Raw genomic sequence first — 14,841 nt, forward strand, 5'->3', positions numbered from 1 at the left:
CGCTCAGCGCTGCGAGGCGGCGACCATCGCGCCGACGCCGATGAAGGCGCCGCCCGTCACCCGGTTGAACACCTGCCCCCAGCGCGTCAGCCAGGGCGCCAGCCGTCCGGCCGCCCCCGCCAGCACCACCTCGTAGGCGAATTCCACCGCCGCGTAGGTGCCCGCGAAGATCGCGAACTGCAGCCAGAGCGAGGTGCCCGGCTGCATGAACTGCGGCAGGAAGGTCGAAAAGAAGATCAGCGCCTTGGGGTTCGACAGCGCCACCAGCAGCCCTTGCGTGAAGGCGCGCCGGCGGCTGATCGGACGCGCCGCCGGGCCGCCCTCGCTCGCCGCCTGGATGCCGGCGGTGAAGGCCGGCGCCCGCCACAGCCGGATGCCGAGCCACACCAGATAGGCCGCGCCCACCCACTTCACGACGCTGAACAGCATCTCGGAGGTCAGCATCAGCGCGCCGAGGCCGGCCAGCGAGGCGCCGATCAGCAGTGTCATGCCGGTGATGCAGCCGAGCGCGGTGAACACCGTGCGGCCGAGCCCGTAGCGGACCCCGTGATTGAGGCAGAGAAGACCGTTCGGCCCCGGCGTCAGCGACAGGGCGAGCGAGGCCAGCAGGTAGACCAACCAAAGATCGAAGCTCATGCCGGCACTCCACAAGGGCGGGCGGGGATAACGGGCGCCGGGCGCGAAAAGGGTGCGCAGCCGAGCGGCGGACTCTAACACGCGCCGCGCCGTTGGAAAGGGGCTGCGCGCGGCTTGGCGATTTTGCGACGATTGAGACGGGTTTGGTCGATTTCGAGACGGAATTTTGCAAAATCCGTCTCAATTTTCCCGCGCCGCCTTATCCCCGTGCGGCTCCTCGGCGAGGGCGCTCCGCTGCAGGCCTGTGGCCGGCGAAAAGCGAGGGAAAGAGCCGGTCTGCGACCTTTGCGCAAAGCTGCCTGCCGGCACCGCGCGGGATCTGTCCTCGTTCGCATCGCGCGAAAGCGGCCGTTTGCAGCGAAATTTCGGGAAGGGTCGTCAGACCGCGTCGCCGCACTTGTCCCCGTGGCGGGGCCGGCGTGCGAGGGCTTCGGCAGGTGCCGCGCGCTGCGGGTTATCCCCGCAGCGCGCGATGTCGGTTCGGCGGGCCGTTATTCGGCCGGCGTCCGGTCCGCGGCGGGGGACTTGTCCCCGGCCGCCGGCGCGGGATGCTCGTCGTCCTCGTGCTTGGGCAGGTGGCCGTCGATCGGGATGCGGCGGAACATCCGCATCACGAAGACGAAGAACACCGGCACGAAGAAGATCGCCAGGATCGTGCCGGAGATCATGCCGCCCATCACGCCGGTGCCGATGGCGTTCTGGCTGCCGGCGCTGGCGCCGGAGGCGATGGCCAGCGGCGTCACGCCCAGGGTGAAGGCCAGCGACGTCATCAGGATCGGCCGGAAGCGCAGATGCGCCGCCTCGATGGTGGCGTCGATCAGCGAGTACCCCTCTGCCATCAGGTCCTTGGCGAACTCGATGATCAGAATGGCGTTTTTCGCCGACAGGCCGACGATGGCGATCAGGCCGACGGTGAAGTAGACGTCGTTCGGCATGCCGCGCAGCGTCACCGCGGCGACCGAGCCGATCACGCCGAGCGGCACGACGAGCATCACCGCGAACGGGATCGACCAGCTCTCGTAGAGCGCGGCCAGCAGCAGGAACACGAACAGGATGCTGAGGCCGATCAGGAACGGCGCCTGCGAACCCGACGCGATCTCCTGCAGCGACTGGCCCGTCCATTCGTAGCCGAAGCCGGCCGGCAGTTCGCCGGCAAGCCGCTCCATCTCGGCAATGGCATCGCCCGACGAGTAGCCGGGCGCCGCCTCGCCGGAGATGCGGATCGACGGGTAGCCGTTGTAACCGACGATCTGCGAAGGTCCCTTGCGCCATTCCACGCTGGCGAAAGCCGAAAGCGGCACCATTCCGCCGTTGTTGTTGCGGACGTTCAGGCGCAGCAGGTCGCTGGTCTGCATGCGGGCGTCCTGGTCGGCCTGCACCGTCACGCGCTGCATGCGTCCCGAGTTCGGGAAGTCGTTGACATAGGTCGAGCCGAGATTGGCCGAGATGGTCGCGTTGATGTCGGCGAAGGCGACGCCGAACGCATTGGCCTTCTCGCGGTCGATGATGAGGTCGACCTGGGCCGCGTCGGGAAGGCCGTCGATGCGCAGGCCGGCCAGGATCGGGCTCTGCGAGGCCGCCCCCATCAGCTGGTCTCGTGCGGCGCCCAGCGCCTCGGTGCCGCGTCCGCCGCGGTCCTGCAGGCGGAAGCTGAAGCCGTTCGAGGTGCCGAGGCCCTGGATCGCCGGCGGCGACAGGGCGAAGGAGATCGCGTCCTTGATGCCGAAGAGCTGGCCGTTGGCGCGGCCCGCAATGGCGCCGGCTGCATCCTCGGGTCCGCGTTCGGACCAGTCCTTCAGCGTCACGAAGGCAAGGCCGGCATTCTGTCCGGTGCCGGAGAAGCTGAAGCCGAGAATGCCGACGATGCGCGAGACGGCGCTTTCCTTGCCGAAGATCGCCTCGACCTGCTCGATGACCTCCAGCGTGCGGTTGGCGCTCGCCTCGGGCGGAGCCTGGACGTTGACCAGCAGGTAGCCCTGGTCCTCGTTCGGCAGGAACGAGGACGGCAGGCGCATGAAGCCCCAGCCGAGGCCGACCAGCAGGGCGAGATAGATGATCATTATCCGCCCCGCGCGGCGCGAGATCCAGCCGGCGACCGAGCTGTAGCCGTTGGTCGTGCGGGCGAAGCCGCGGTTGAACCAGCCGAAGAAGCCCTTCTTCTCGTGGTGGCCCTGCGGGATCGGCTTCAGCATGCTGGCGCACAGCGCCGGCGTGAAGGACAGCGCCAGGAAGCCGGAGAACAGGATCGACACGACCATGGTCAGGCTGAACTGCTGGTAGATGACGCCGACCGCACCGGGAAAGAACGCCATCGGCACGAACACCGCTGTCAGCACCAATGTGATGCCGATGATGGCGCCGGAAATCTGCGACATCGCCTTGCGCGTCGCCGCGCGCGGCGACAGGCCTTCCTCGGCCATGATGCGCTCGACGTTTTCCACCACGACGATGGCGTCATCGACGAGAATGCCGATGGCCAGCACCATGGCGAACATGGTCAGCACGTTGATCGAGAATCCGGCCGCCAGCATGACGGCGCAGGTGCCCAGCAGCGCCACCGGCACCACCAGCGTCGGGATGACGGTGTAGCGGAAGCTCTGCAGGAACAGGAACATCACCACGAAGACGAGGGCGACGGCCTCCAGCAGCGTGTGGATCACCTTCTCGATCGACGCCTCGACGAAGGGCGAGGTGTCGTAGGGGATCTCGTAGGCGATGCCTTGCGGGAAGAACTGCGCCAGTTCCTCCATCTTGGCGCGCACCGCCTCCGATGCCGCCATGGCGTTGCCGGTCGAGGAGAGCTGCACGCCGATGGCCGCGCTCGGCTGGCCGTTCAGGCGTGTGGAGAAGTTGTAGTCCTCGCCGCCGATCTCGAGGCGCGCGACATCGGAGAGGCGGACCGTGGAGCCGTCCGGATTGGCTCGCAGCACCACCTGGCCGAACTCGTCGAGGGACGACAGCTGCCCCTTGACCAGCACGCTGGCCGAGATCTGCTGGGTGATCGGGTTGGGCAGCGCACCGATGCGGCCGGCCGCGACCTGGGCGTTCTGCGCCCGGATCGCATTGATGATGTCGTCGGACGTCAGGTTGAGGCCCAGCATCTTGTCCGGGTCCAGCCAGACGCGCATGGACCGCTGGGTGGCGAAGAGCTGGGCGCTGCCGACGCCGTCGATGCGGCGGATCTCGCCGAGCACGTTGCGGCTGAGATAGTCGCCGAGATCGACCACGTTGTAGGAGCCGTCGGTCGAGGTGACCGACACCACCATCAGGAAGCCGGCGCCGGCCTGCTCGACGCGGATGCCCTGCTGGGAGACGATGCCGGGCAGTCGCGGCTCGACGCGGCGCACCGCGTTCTGCACGTCGACCGAGGCCTGCGACACGTCGGTGCCGGGCTGGAACGTGGCGGTGATCGAGATCCGGCCCGACGTTTCGGAGGTGGATTCGAAATAGATCAGCCCGTCGACGCCGTTCAGCTCTTCCTCGATCGGGCGGGTGACGCTGAGATAGGCGTCTTCAGGCGCCACGCCCGGATAGTTGGTCGAGATGGAGATCTGCGGCGGGGCGACGTTGGGATACTGGGCAACCGGCATGAAGGGGATCGCGATCACGCCGGCAAGCGTGATGAAAATGGCGATGACCCATGCGAAGACCGGCCGGTTGATGAAAAAGGACGGCATCAGATCGGATCCTGTGAGACCGGCCCGCAGGCGGCGCGGGAGGGCGCCGGCGGCCGTGGGCGGGCCGTTGAGTCAGGACGGGGCGGGCGCGCCCGTTTGCGCAGGGCGCGCCCGTCCCGACAGGTTAGTTGGCCGCGACGGCGGCCGTCTTGCTTGCATCTTCCCAGGGGGTCGCCGCGACCGGCGCGCCGGGGCGCAGCTTCTGGAAGCCCTCGACGATCACCTTGTCGCCGGCGGAAAGGCCCTTGCTGATCACCCAGCGGGTGCCGACGATGCGGCCGGTTTCGACGGAGCGCAGCTCCGCCTTGTCGTCGGCGCCGACCACATAGACCTGCGCCTGGCCGCCGGCATTGCGCTGCACCGCCTGCTGCGGCACGGCAAGGGCGTTTTCCTCGATGCCCTGCTCGATCAGGACCCGGACATACATCCCCGGCAACAGGTCGCCGTCCGGGTTCGGGAACTCCCCGCGCAGCGTGATCTGCCCGGTCGTGGCGTCGACCGCCGCCTCGGAAAACAGCAGCCGGCCCTTGTGCGGATACTCTTGTCCATCATCCATCTTGAGCTGTACGGCGGCCTCGCCGGCGCTCGGACCCGTCAGCGAGCCGACCTGCAGCGAGCGGCGCAGGCTTAGCAACTGATTGGCGGACTGAGTGAAATCCGCGTAGACCGGATCGAGCTGCTGGATCGTCGCCAGCACGCCGCTGGAGGAATCCACCAGCGCGCCCTCGGTCAGCAATGCCCGTCCGATGCGCCCCGAGATCGGCGCCCGCACTTCCGAGAAATGCAGGTTCAGCTCGGCCGCGTCGAGGCCTGCCTGGGCGATCGCGACATCGGCGTCGGCCTGGGCGAGCGAGGCGATGGCATTGTCGCGCGACTGCACGCTGGTCACCCGGCGCTCGTGCAGCTCCTTCTGCCGGTCCGCCTCCTGGCGCGCCTGCAGCTGCACCGCCTGGGCGCGCTGCAGCGTCGCGCGGGCGCTTGCCACCTGGACGCGGAACGGTTCGGGATCGATGCGGTAGAGCACGTCGCCTTCCTGGACGATGCTGCCCTGCTCGAACACCCGTTCGACCAGGATGCCCGAGACGCGCGGGCGCACCTCGGCGATCCGGGTCGGGGCGATGCGGCCCGGCAGCTCGTTGGTGATCGGCAGCGTCTCGGCCTTGAGCTCGACGAAGCTCACGCCGGTCGGCGGCATGGCGGGCGCGCCGCCCGCCTCGTTCTTGCTGGCGACCTCGTTGCAGCCGGCAAGCAGCGCGGCGGCGAGGATCACGGACGTCAGTCTGAATTTCATCGGGTCGACCTCTCGGGGGAAGAGGAAAGTGCGGAAGCGGGCGCGGATTCCGGTGCGGGCACCTGGTCAACGAGCCAGCCGATTTCGGCAATGATGCGGGCGCGGTCTTCCGGCGCCCAGTCGTGCAGTCCGAGCCACTCGAGCGACATCAGTCCCTCGGTGGCAAGAAAGGCGAGCAGGGCGCCGCGCGGGTTGCGCGAGGTCTCGGTGACCTGGGCGATCCGCTGGCCATAGGTGCGGGCGATCGGCTCGCGCAGGTCGGCGTCCTGGGCAAGCGAGGCAAGCAGGCCGAGCGCCACCGCCCGGTCCTCCTCGGTAAGCAGGTGCGAGGCAACCTCTATGCGGGTGCGGATCGCCGCGTTCGGGTCGCCCGAAAAGCTCGCCGCGACCTCCTGCTCGCAGGTCGCATGCGCGGCCAGCCGGCGCTCGACGACCGCTTTGATCAGGGCCTGCTTGGTCTTGTAGTCGTAAAGGACGCTGGCCTTGCTGATGCCGGCCTCGCAGGCCACCGCATCCAGCGTCAGGCGCGCAGCACCATCCCGCATCACGACCTGCTCGGCCGCGTCCAGTACCGTGTCGCGCTTGATTGTCCGCTTGCGTCCCATGCCGCTCCCGTTTTTCCAACCGGATGGATATATATCCTCCCCGGTCGGATGCAACAGGTTTTTTGCAGCGCAACACGAAGTTTTGAAACGGTCGCCGGGGGCGTCAATCGCCGCCGCGGACCTGCACGGACCGACGCCGCGAGGGATGCGGCGCGCGCGAGGTCAGGGTGTCGCGCATGCGTCCGGCCGTGCTGCGCAGGGCGGGCACGGCGGCGCGTTCGGCATCGTTCTCCTCGGGCGCGGCGCAGCGCATGGCAACCAGCAGGGCAACGGTCGCCGGATCGAGCCGGGTCTGCAGTTCGGGCAGCGGGGCCGGCCGGCCGATCAGGTAGCCCTGCACTTCGTTGCAGCCTTCTTCTGCCAGCACCCGCAACTCGTCCGCCTCCTCCACGCCTTCGGCCACCACGCTCATGCCGAGGGCGTCGCCGAGCCGGACGATGGTCTCGACGATGGAGCGCGCGCTCGGCGTCTTGCGCATGGCGCGGATGAAGGAGCGGTCGATCTTGATCACGTCGAAGGGGTAGCGCGACAGGTAGCCGAGCGAAGAATAGCCGGTGCCGAAGTCGTCCAGCGCAATGCGCACGCCGAGCGACTTGAGCGCCGTGAGGATCTGCAGCGCCCGCCGGTCGTCGTCGATCAGCACGTTCTCGGTGACTTCCAGCTCCAGCCGCCCGGCGGCGAGGCCCGTCGTCTCCAGCACGTCGCGCACGGTCTCGATGAAATGCTTGTCGCGGAACTGCAGCGGGCTGACATTGACACTTATCCGCGGGATTTCGGGATGCGCCTGGACGATGGCGCAGGCACGGCGCAGGACCCATTCGCCGATGGCGATTATCCTCCCCGACTGCTCGGCCACCGGAATGAAGTCGCTCGGGCTGATCATCCCCTTTTCCGGGTGATGCCAGCGGATCAGCGCCTCGTAACTCCCTATCCCGCTGCTGCGCAGGTCGAGCCGCGGCTGAAGGTAGAGCTCGAACTCCTCCTGCTCGATGGCCTGCACCAGGTCGGCCTCCAGCAGTCGCCGCTTGCGCAGCGCGGCATCCATGCCCTCCTCGAACAGGCAGTAGGTGTTGCGGCCGAGATTCTTGGCCTTGTAGAGCGCCGTATCGGCGCGCGAGACGATGATCTCCGTATCCTCGCCGTGCAGCGGGCTGACCGCGATGCCGATGCTGGCGCCGCTGCGTAGCGTCAAGCCGTTGCCGCAGTCGATGGGCTGCGACAGGGCATGGACCAGCCGGTGTGCAAGGTCCGCCGCCTGGTTGGCGAAGGCGATCTGGTGCTGGATGATCGCGAACTCATCCCCGCCCAGACGGGAGATCGTGTCGCTCGCCGGCACGAGGGCGCGCAGCCGGTCGGCGGTCGCGCGGATCACCTGGTCGCCGGCCAGGTGGCCGTGGACGTCGTTGATCTCCTTGAACCGGTCGAGGTCGATCATCAGCACGGCAGCGGAGCCGCCACGCCGCCGGGCATCGGCGAGGACGGCCGCCAGCCGGTTGGAGAACACTGTGCGATTGGGCAGGTCGGTGAGCGGATCGTGCTCGGCCAGGTGCCGGATATGCTGCTCGGCCTTCTTGCGGTCGCGCAGGTCGACCATTGCCGACACCCGGGTCCGCTCGCCGCGATACAGCACCTCGCGGGCGCGCACCTCCACCGGGATGCGAGTCCCGTCGGCATGGATGACATGCAACTCGTAGGGGCCGCTTTCCTTCTGGGACAGCTGTTCGCGCACCCTCTCGCGGTCTTCCTCGGCGATATGGCCCAGCATGCCCGTGCCCTTGAGCGCGTCGAGCGGGCGGCCCGTCAGTTGCTCCAGCGCGTGATTGCCGTCGATGATCCGCCCCTGCACGGAGATGACGATCGCCTCGAACGTGGCATTGGCGAGCGCGGTCAGTCGCTCGGCCTCCTCCTCTGCCCGCCGCAGCTCCGCCTTCCGGCCGCGGGCAAGCTCCTCGTTCTGGATCGAATCCATCAGCCGGTTGAACAGCCGGGTCATGCGTTCGGCCTCGTCGCCGGGCTCCACCGGAAGACGCAGGCTGAGATCGGCATGCCCCTCCACGAGCCGCCCGACGGCGTCTTCCACATGGCCGATGCCCAGCCGGGTGCCGTGTTCGGCCTCGTTCAGCCCGCGGATCTCGCCCTCGCGGTCGACCCGCAGGGCGATGACGCGCTTCAAGGCGAGGAAGAAGGCAAGGCCGAGCCCGAAGGCGAAGGCGAAATTGAGCGCCGCACCGCCCGCCTGGACTGCGAACTGCGCGAGCCGTCCGCCCGCAGGCAGGTTTTCCACCGGCGCCAGCAGCGCCAGCCCCAGCGTGCCGACCACGCCGGCGATGCCGTGCACGCCGATGGCGCCGACCGCATCGTCGATGCGCAACTCCCGTTCCAGCACCGAGATGCCGACGACGGCGGCAAGGCCGCCGGCAAGGCCGATGGCAAGGGCGCCCGGAGGAGTGAGCACCATGCAGCCGGCGGTGACCGCGACCAGCCCGCCGAGCATGCCTGAAAACGCCTTCTCGGGCAGCAGCACGCCCTCGCGCGCCCAGGCGATGATATAGCCGCCGCAGGTGCCGGCGGCGGCGGCCAGCACGGTGTTGGCGATCACATGGGCAATGTCGGGCGAGGCCTTCAGGGTCGAGCCGCCATTGAAGCCGATCCACCCGACGAAGAGCAGCAGGGCGCCGGCCGTCGCCAGGACCGGGCTGTGGCCCTGGAAGCGCAAGGGACGCCCGTCCGCATCGAAGCGGCCGATGCGCGGGCCGATGACCAGGCAGGCGGCAAGCGCGATCCAGGCGCCGGTGCCGTGCACCACGGTGGAACCGGCGAAGTCGACGAAGCCGGCATTCGCCAGAAAGGCGCCGGAATTCTGACCAAGCGCATTGCCCCAGGCCCAGTGCACGAAGACCGGATAGACCAGGCCGGCGATGAAGACGGAGCAGGCGACATAGGCGGCAAGCGGCATGCGCTCCGCGACCGCACCCGAGACGATGGTCGCCGCCGTGCCGCAGAACATCACCTGGAAGACGAAGAAGGCAAGACCCCAGGAATCCAGCCCGCCGAGCACGAGAAACGCCGGATCGTAGCCGATCCCGAAGCCGGACCCGGCGCCGAAGGCGAACATGAAGCCGATCCCGGCGAACACCAGCACGGAAAAGGTGAAATCGAGAAGGTTCTTCTGCGCGACGTTGATGGAGTTCTTCGACCGCACCATGCCCGCTTCCATCAGCAGGAAGCCGACCTGCATGAGCAGCACGAGCCCGGCGGCGAGCAGAACCCAGACGAAGTCCAGAGTGCGGTGCAGCGAAACGAGGGTCGATGGATCCTCGGCGGCGGCGGTGCCGGTGGTTGCAGCAAGCACGACCGAGGCGGCAAAGCCGATCATTGCCAGGTGCCGAACCGATGAATCTTGTGCCGCCATATCCCCGCCTGGTCCCCGTCCGCCCTTTATTTGCCAGAGCTTAGGAACCAGCAGTTAAAAACTGATTGAGGTGTTGCATGCCCGCAATGAGCGTCCTGATTGCAGGTTGCCGTTGCGGCTCTTTCGGATTCTGAAGGCCTGCTATTCATGGTGCGTTGCAGCGATAAACTTGCCCTTACGGCAGTTTAGGCGTGCCGACAGACCCGGCGCCAATGGCGATGGGGGCCTTGAGAGCCGCCGGACGGGCTTCACATTCGCTCGCGATGCTTTAGGATCGCGCACCGATTGCAATCGCCCGTTCAGCGGGCCGCTCCAGTTGATGGAAAATCCGCACATGCGCCTTGATGTTCGACATGCTCTTTCCGCATCCCGCCTTGCCGTGTTTGCCGGCTTGTTTGTGACCGCGAGCCTGGGCGCGGCTGCAGCACAGGACGCGGCGCCCAAGCCGGCGGACGGCGCCGCAACCCCCAACTGGATCGTGCAATGCTCGGAGGCTACCGACAAGGCGCCCAAGCGTTGCCGCGCGCTGCAGAACATCGTCATGCAGGAAGGCGGCCAGCGGTTGCTGACCGTCGTGGTCGAGCCGCGCGAGGGCGCGCCGAACCACGCGCTGGTGCTGGCATTGCCGCATGGCGTGTTCCTGCCGGCCGGCACCCAGATCCGCGTCGATGAGGGCGAGCCGGTGCCGATGGCGATCCAGACCAGCGATGCCAACGGCGCCTATGCCGGCACGGCGATCAGCGACGACCTGCTCGCCTCGCTGAAGAAGGGCCAGCGCCTCATCGTCGCCTTCAAGACCGCGCAGCAGCAGGATCTGGCGATCCCGGTGACGCTGATCGGCTTTACCTCCGCCTACGGCCAGCTCGGCGGCTGACGGAACCGCAAACGAAGAAATCAAAAGGGCAGGTCTGCGAGGACCTGCCCTTTTTCGTCTGGTTGCGGGAAACGTATCGCGTCTCAGCCATCCGCCGTGCGGCGAACCAGGTCGGCCCAGTTCCGCATCGACCACAGATGCGCATAGATCACGGGCAGGGCGCCGGCCTTGCGCAGGTCGAGGAAGGCCTCGTCGGAGAGACCGTTCACACGCGCCTCGTCGATGATGCTGAAGTCGTTGACGTTGAGCACCTCGCCGTCCGGCAGGGTGAAGCGCCCCGCATTCGGTGCGAACAGGTCGTGCTCGGCGATCTTGCGCATCAAGGCTTCGCTCTCACGGGTTTCCCGCTGGAACGCGGCGCAAAAGTCGAGCGCCTTGCGCACGGCGTCGGTCGGCTCCACGCCCTCGAAGAAGCGCGTCTCGCCCTCGGCGCGCACCTTGTCGCTTGCCCGGTCGACGCACAGGGCGAACTCGCTCGCCTCGTCGTTGCGCGCCAGGATGAACGGGTAGCGGCGCACATAGGAGGGGACGTAGGTGTCGGCCGCCCAGGCCCCGTCTGCATCGACGAAGAGGTTGCGGTCCTGCCGCAGGCCAAGCACCGCAACGGCGGCCGGCGGGGTGGTGCCGGCGGCAAAGACGATCGGATAATGGCGCGCGGCGATGCCGAACTCGATGGCATTGAGCGGCACCGCATGGGTCTTGGCGGCGAAGCGATAGTCCGGAGCAAGGTCGATGCCGAGTTCGCCGTGGCGATCGGCGCGCAACGCTTCCGGCCTGCTGTAGAACAGCGGCAGAGTGGACGGGCCGCCCGGCGCCGGGCGCGGGGTGTCCGTGTCGGCCTGAGTGCTGGTCATGCTGGTCCGTCCTCGATTATGCATTGTGGTGAATGGCAACCGCCATCAAAACGATCGGGCGGCGAATTTCTTGTACAAGTCCAACGGCTGGTTGCCTAGAGCATCCTGCCTTCAATAAGGTTGGGCAAGGGTGGCTTGTACATCCAGGACGCGAGACCGGAGCCGGACGGAGTGCGCATGGCGGCAGATGGCGAAAGCCATACGGGCATCAGCTTCAGCGGCGAGGACATTCGTCTCGACGGGGCCGTCTATCGCGCCTGCGTCTTCCGCGACTGCCGGATGCTGTATCAGGGCGGACCACTGCCGGTGCTGGAGGGCTGCCAGTTCATCGACTGCGGCTGGAACTTCGACGGCGCCGCAGCCAATACGCTGATGATGCTCGGCGCGCTGAACCAGGGCGGGCTTGCCCCGCTGGTCGAGGCGACGCTGGCTGCAATCCGCAATGGCGGCGTGCTGGCGCAGCCGGCCGAAGGGCCGGCACGCACGCCAGGGGCACGGGTGATCGATCTCGGCTTCGGCCGCTTCCCCGTCCCTCGGCTGCGCCGTCAGCCGCGCGCGAGCGTGACCGACAAACATGAGGGAGAAGCATGAGCGGCGTGACGGATCTTGCGAAGGTGACGCAGGCGGATTTCGAGACGGTGCGGGACGAGCCGGTGCTGCTGGTGGCCGCCAACGGGTCGCTGGCGCTGTCGATCGACGAGATCCGGCAGATGGGCAGCGGTACGGGCGTACGGGACGGAGGCGCCTTCGCGGTCCTCTTGCGTGGTCCGCAGACCCCGTTCATCGAGCAGGGAACCTACCGGCTGGAGATCGGGGCGGCCGATGCCGCGAACCGGGTCGAGCTGGAGCTGTTTCTCGTGCCGGTCGGTAACGATGCGAACGGATGCCTCTACGAGGCCGTCTTCACCTGAACCGCATCCGGGCGGGTGCCGGCGCTGCGCGCAGGCACCCATTTTCCGGTAATCGCATGCTTTGTCGCGCCCGTCAGCATCACTGCGGGCCAGGTGGATCCCAGCGCATCAGGTGATAGACGCCGGTCTCGCCGCATGTGACGAAGCCGAGGCGCTGGTAGAGGCGCATCGCCGGATTGAACTGCTCTACATGGATGCCGACGCCGCGCCCTCCGCGCTCGGCCAGAGCCAGGACATCTTCCAGGATCGCACGTCCCGATCCCCGGCCGCGCTGCGCCGGCATGAGGGCAATGTCGATGATGCGCAGCTCGGTTTCCCGCGTGTCGAGATAGAGCCGGCCGACGGGCTGGCTGTCGAACTCGATGACCAGCCACTCCGCCTGCGGAAAATGCTGCATGTAGTGGCTGTGCTGCGCCTGGAACTGCTGCGCCAGGAAGCTCGCCTTCTGCTCCGCGCTCCAGGGAACCGGCGCGAGCTCCTCCTCCCGCGTGGATGCGTAAAGGCGAAACAGGAACGGCAGGTCTGCCTCCGGCTGCATGTAGCGGAAGACAAGCCCCAGCGCCTCGGCACGAGGCAGGGAGGGAAGCGCCCCTCTTGTCGGTATCGAAGGATCCGGGCGGTCGACGCCGTCCGGATCCCGGCTTTTCTCGGTCATGGCCTGCAGTCCGGCAGCGGTGCCGCGCGCATTCTCATGGACGCGGCGGGAAGATGCCCTGCAGCGCGATGATGAAGGTCAGCGTCAGATAGGGCTGCATGTTGTTGTGCGCCTGACTGCCGCCGGTCATTCCGACCGACAGGGGCGCCATCATCTGCGGAACCAGATTCGGCGTGTACTGGTTGCCGGTGCGCGGAGAGGCCAGCAGGTTGCCTTCGACGGAGTTGGTGTTGCCGACGGTGAACTGGCTGCGCGTCACGGCCTGAACCCTGTGCGTATGCTGCGGCATCTCGGTCTGCAGCAGCGTCACAGTCTCGGTCCCGCTCATCTCGCCGAGCTGTCGGAAGCTCAAGCCGGGGCCCTGGCCGTGCTGCATGGGCGAGCGGCCCTGCAGGTCGGGCAGCGCGAAGGTCGACTTGCCGTCGCCGCCATAGGTGGTGCCCAGCAGCGAGAACAGGGCGGTGTTCTGCGAGATCGGCAGGAGCTGCCCATCGCAGAACGCCCAGCCCTTGGGGGCGAAATTGCCAGCGAATATACGGATTTCCGCAACGAAAGGATCGGACATTGTGAGCCCCTCAGGTCGGCGAAGGATAGATGCCGTAGAGCGAGATGATGAAGCTGACGGCGAGATACGGCGCCATGTTGTTGTGCGGCTGACTGCCGCCGGCAACCTGCACCGCATTCGGGCCCAGCTCGGTAAAGGGCGGCAGGGTCTGCGAGGAGAAGTAGGGATCTCCAGCCGCCGCCGAGGCCAGCACGTTGTTCTGCGGGGACGCTTCCGTGCCCGTTGCCTTGTTGGCGATCAACGGGTGCGAGTGGCTCGGGATCTGTTGCTGGGTCAGTGTGACCTCTTCGGATCCTCCGGATTCCGCCATCACATAGGTCGGCTGGCCGGGTCCTTGTCCGAAATGCAGCGGCAGACGGCCGCGCAGGTCGGGCAGGGCGAACGTGGTCTGCCCGTCGCCGCCATAGGTGGTGCCGATCAGGTTGAAGAGCGTGTCGTTCTCGGCGATCGACAGCAACTGGCCGTTGCAGAACTCCCAGCCGAGCGGCGCGAAATTGCCGCCGAACATACGGATTTCGCCGATATAGGGCGTGGACATGAGGGCCTCCCTCGCTTTTCAGGAAAAGGTGCAGCTCAATTGGGCGACGGGAAGATCCCCTGCAGCGCAATGCAGAAGTTCAGCGTCAGGAATGGCTGCATGTTCTGGTGCGGCTGGCTGCCCCCGACATTCGAGAGGCTGCTCGGCGACATCGTGACCGAGTTGGCAAGCGGGCCATAGAGCAGACCGAGATTGTTGCCGAGATAGTTGTTGGTCGGAGTGTTGGTGTCGACCGCCGTTCCAGAAGCCATGGGCAGGTGGTTGTGCTCGGGCATCTCGGGCGTCGTCAGCGTATGGGTCGTCTCGCCGGCGCGCTGGCCGAGGGTGAACCCGCTTCCCACATGCACCGGAACTCTGCCTCGAAGGTCGGGCAGAGCAAAATTGGTCGTCCCGTTGCCGCCATAGGTCGTCCCGAGCAGGGCGAACAGAGCCTGGTTCTGGTTGATCGGCAGAAGCTGACCGTTGCAGAAGGCCCATCCCTTTGGCGGGAAGTTGAAACTCATGATCCTGATTTCCGCAAGAAACGGTTCTGACATTCCGCCCTCCCAGGCGCTTTCGGGTGTCGCGAGCCGTGACCGGGAATAACTAGTCTTGAAAACACCCGGCCAAAATGAATGCGCCTGGATCCTGTGACAATTTCCAGTCGATATCAAGCGCAAAGAGCACGACTATATTGCGAAAAATATTTACTTAATCGCGAATTATACAACCTTTGATCAGGAAATGCCTCTCCTGGATTGTGCTCCGGAAAGCGCAAGAGAACAGGTGCCGCGGCGAGGAGACCGAGGCTGCCGGAGCGTGGCGGGCGGCCCCAAAAAGCAAA

Annotated in this window: 13 protein-coding genes; 3 read left to right on the top strand and 10 right to left on the bottom strand. The window is 66.9% G+C overall.

Features of this window, described 5'->3' with window-relative positions:
- Positions 1-3: 3 nt before the first annotated feature.
- The 5 genes from GH266_RS16175 to amt form a co-directional block, all read right to left on the bottom strand.
- Complete coding sequence (locus GH266_RS16175) at positions 4-636, bottom strand: LysE family translocator (RefSeq protein ID WP_158194746.1); 633 nt, start codon at positions 634-636, stop codon at positions 4-6.
- 491 nt (positions 637-1,127) lie between these two features.
- The gene (locus tag GH266_RS16180) at positions 1,128-4,313 is read right to left on the bottom strand and encodes an efflux RND transporter permease subunit (protein WP_158194747.1); all 3,186 of its coding nucleotides are present in this window, start codon (positions 4,311-4,313) and stop codon (positions 1,128-1,130) included.
- Positions 4,314-4,437: 124 nt separating this feature from the next.
- A complete protein-coding gene (locus tag GH266_RS16185) occupies positions 4,438-5,604 on the bottom strand; it encodes an efflux RND transporter periplasmic adaptor subunit (RefSeq protein WP_158194748.1) in 1,167 nt (388 codons plus the stop codon).
- On the bottom strand, positions 5,601-6,209 hold the full coding sequence (locus GH266_RS16190) for a TetR/AcrR family transcriptional regulator (protein ID WP_158194749.1): 609 nt from the start codon (positions 6,207-6,209) through the stop codon (positions 5,601-5,603). The genes GH266_RS16185 and GH266_RS16190 overlap by 4 nt, the downstream gene beginning before the upstream one ends.
- A gap of 103 nt (positions 6,210-6,312) precedes the next feature.
- On the bottom strand, positions 6,313-9,585 hold the full coding sequence (gene amt / locus GH266_RS16195) for an ammonium transporter (protein WP_199270346.1): 3,273 nt from the start codon (positions 9,583-9,585) through the stop codon (positions 6,313-6,315).
- Between the two features lie 433 nt (positions 9,586-10,018).
- Between amt and GH266_RS16200 the strand changes: the two genes are divergently transcribed.
- Positions 10,019-10,495 carry an invasion associated locus B family protein gene (locus GH266_RS16200; protein ID WP_158194750.1) on the top strand — a complete coding sequence of 159 codons (477 nt, stop codon included), beginning with the start codon at positions 10,019-10,021 and terminating at the stop codon, positions 10,493-10,495.
- Between the two features lie 83 nt (positions 10,496-10,578).
- Here the strand turns inward: GH266_RS16200 and GH266_RS16205 are convergent, their stop codons facing one another.
- Complete coding sequence (locus tag GH266_RS16205; RefSeq protein ID WP_158194751.1) at positions 10,579-11,349, bottom strand: SapC family protein; 771 nt, start codon at positions 11,347-11,349, stop codon at positions 10,579-10,581.
- A 177-nt stretch (positions 11,350-11,526) separates the two neighbouring features.
- Here GH266_RS16205 and GH266_RS16210 point away from each other — a divergent pair, with 177 nt between their 5' ends.
- Both GH266_RS16210 and GH266_RS16215 read left to right on the top strand, forming a co-directional pair.
- Positions 11,527-11,940, top strand: coding sequence for a hypothetical protein (locus GH266_RS16210; protein WP_158194752.1), 414 nt, complete (start codon positions 11,527-11,529; stop codon positions 11,938-11,940).
- The gene (locus GH266_RS16215) at positions 11,937-12,260 is read left to right on the top strand and encodes a DUF6916 family protein (protein WP_199270347.1); all 324 of its coding nucleotides are present in this window, start codon (positions 11,937-11,939) and stop codon (positions 12,258-12,260) included. Before GH266_RS16210 ends, GH266_RS16215 begins: the two co-directional genes overlap by 4 nt.
- A 79-nt stretch (positions 12,261-12,339) precedes the next feature.
- Here GH266_RS16215 and GH266_RS16220 read toward each other — a convergent pair whose 3' ends face one another.
- The 4 genes from GH266_RS16220 to GH266_RS16235 are packed head-to-tail and all read right to left on the bottom strand — an operon-like array spanning position 12,340 to position 14,554.
- Positions 12,340-12,915, bottom strand: a complete 576-nt coding sequence (locus tag GH266_RS16220; RefSeq protein ID WP_158194753.1) for a GNAT family N-acetyltransferase — start codon at positions 12,913-12,915, stop codon at positions 12,340-12,342.
- Between the two features lie 34 nt (positions 12,916-12,949).
- Positions 12,950-13,480 (bottom strand): phage tail protein, encoded by a 531-nt coding sequence (locus GH266_RS16225; protein ID WP_158194754.1) that lies wholly within the window; start codon positions 13,478-13,480, stop codon positions 12,950-12,952.
- 10 nt (positions 13,481-13,490) lie between these two features.
- A complete protein-coding gene (locus GH266_RS16230; RefSeq protein ID WP_158194755.1) occupies positions 13,491-14,018 on the bottom strand; it encodes a phage tail protein in 528 nt (175 codons plus the stop codon).
- A gap of 35 nt (positions 14,019-14,053) precedes the next feature.
- Entirely contained in the window at positions 14,054-14,554 is a 501-nt protein-coding gene (locus tag GH266_RS16235) for a phage tail protein (RefSeq protein ID WP_158194756.1), read from the bottom strand.
- Between the last annotated feature and the right edge of the window lie 287 nt (positions 14,555-14,841).

The organism is Stappia indica, assembly GCF_009789575.1.
In the GTDB taxonomy this organism is placed as follows: domain Bacteria; phylum Pseudomonadota; class Alphaproteobacteria; order Rhizobiales; family Stappiaceae; genus Stappia; species Stappia indica_A.

What these genes read in the sequence shown, in the direction of transcription:
- GH266_RS16225 (WP_158194754.1), bottom strand. Translation starts at nt 13,480, where the DNA reads ATGTCCGATCCTTTCGTTGCGGAAATCCGTATATTCGCTGGCAATTTC.
- GH266_RS16180 (WP_158194747.1), bottom strand. Translation starts at nt 4,313, where the DNA reads ATGCCGTCCTTTTTCATCAACCGGCCGGTCTTCGCATGGGTCATCGCC.
- GH266_RS16185 (WP_158194748.1), bottom strand. Translation starts at nt 5,604, where the DNA reads ATGAAATTCAGACTGACGTCCGTGATCCTCGCCGCCGCGCTGCTTGCC.
- GH266_RS16205 (WP_158194751.1), bottom strand. Translation starts at nt 11,349, where the DNA reads ATGACCAGCACTCAGGCCGACACGGACACCCCGCGCCCGGCGCCGGGC.
- GH266_RS16190 (WP_158194749.1), bottom strand. Translation starts at nt 6,209, where the DNA reads ATGGGACGCAAGCGGACAATCAAGCGCGACACGGTACTGGACGCGGCC.
- GH266_RS16215 (WP_199270347.1), top strand. Translation starts at nt 11,937, where the DNA reads ATGAGCGGCGTGACGGATCTTGCGAAGGTGACGCAGGCGGATTTCGAG.
- GH266_RS16175 (WP_158194746.1), bottom strand. Translation starts at nt 636, where the DNA reads ATGAGCTTCGATCTTTGGTTGGTCTACCTGCTGGCCTCGCTCGCCCTG.
- GH266_RS16220 (WP_158194753.1), bottom strand. Translation starts at nt 12,915, where the DNA reads ATGACCGAGAAAAGCCGGGATCCGGACGGCGTCGACCGCCCGGATCCT.
- GH266_RS16230 (WP_158194755.1), bottom strand. Translation starts at nt 14,018, where the DNA reads ATGTCCACGCCCTATATCGGCGAAATCCGTATGTTCGGCGGCAATTTC.
- GH266_RS16235 (WP_158194756.1), bottom strand. Translation starts at nt 14,554, where the DNA reads ATGTCAGAACCGTTTCTTGCGGAAATCAGGATCATGAGTTTCAACTTC.
- GH266_RS16210 (WP_158194752.1), top strand. Translation starts at nt 11,527, where the DNA reads ATGGCGGCAGATGGCGAAAGCCATACGGGCATCAGCTTCAGCGGCGAG.
- amt (WP_199270346.1), bottom strand. Translation starts at nt 9,585, where the DNA reads ATGATCGGCTTTGCCGCCTCGGTCGTGCTTGCTGCAACCACCGGCACC.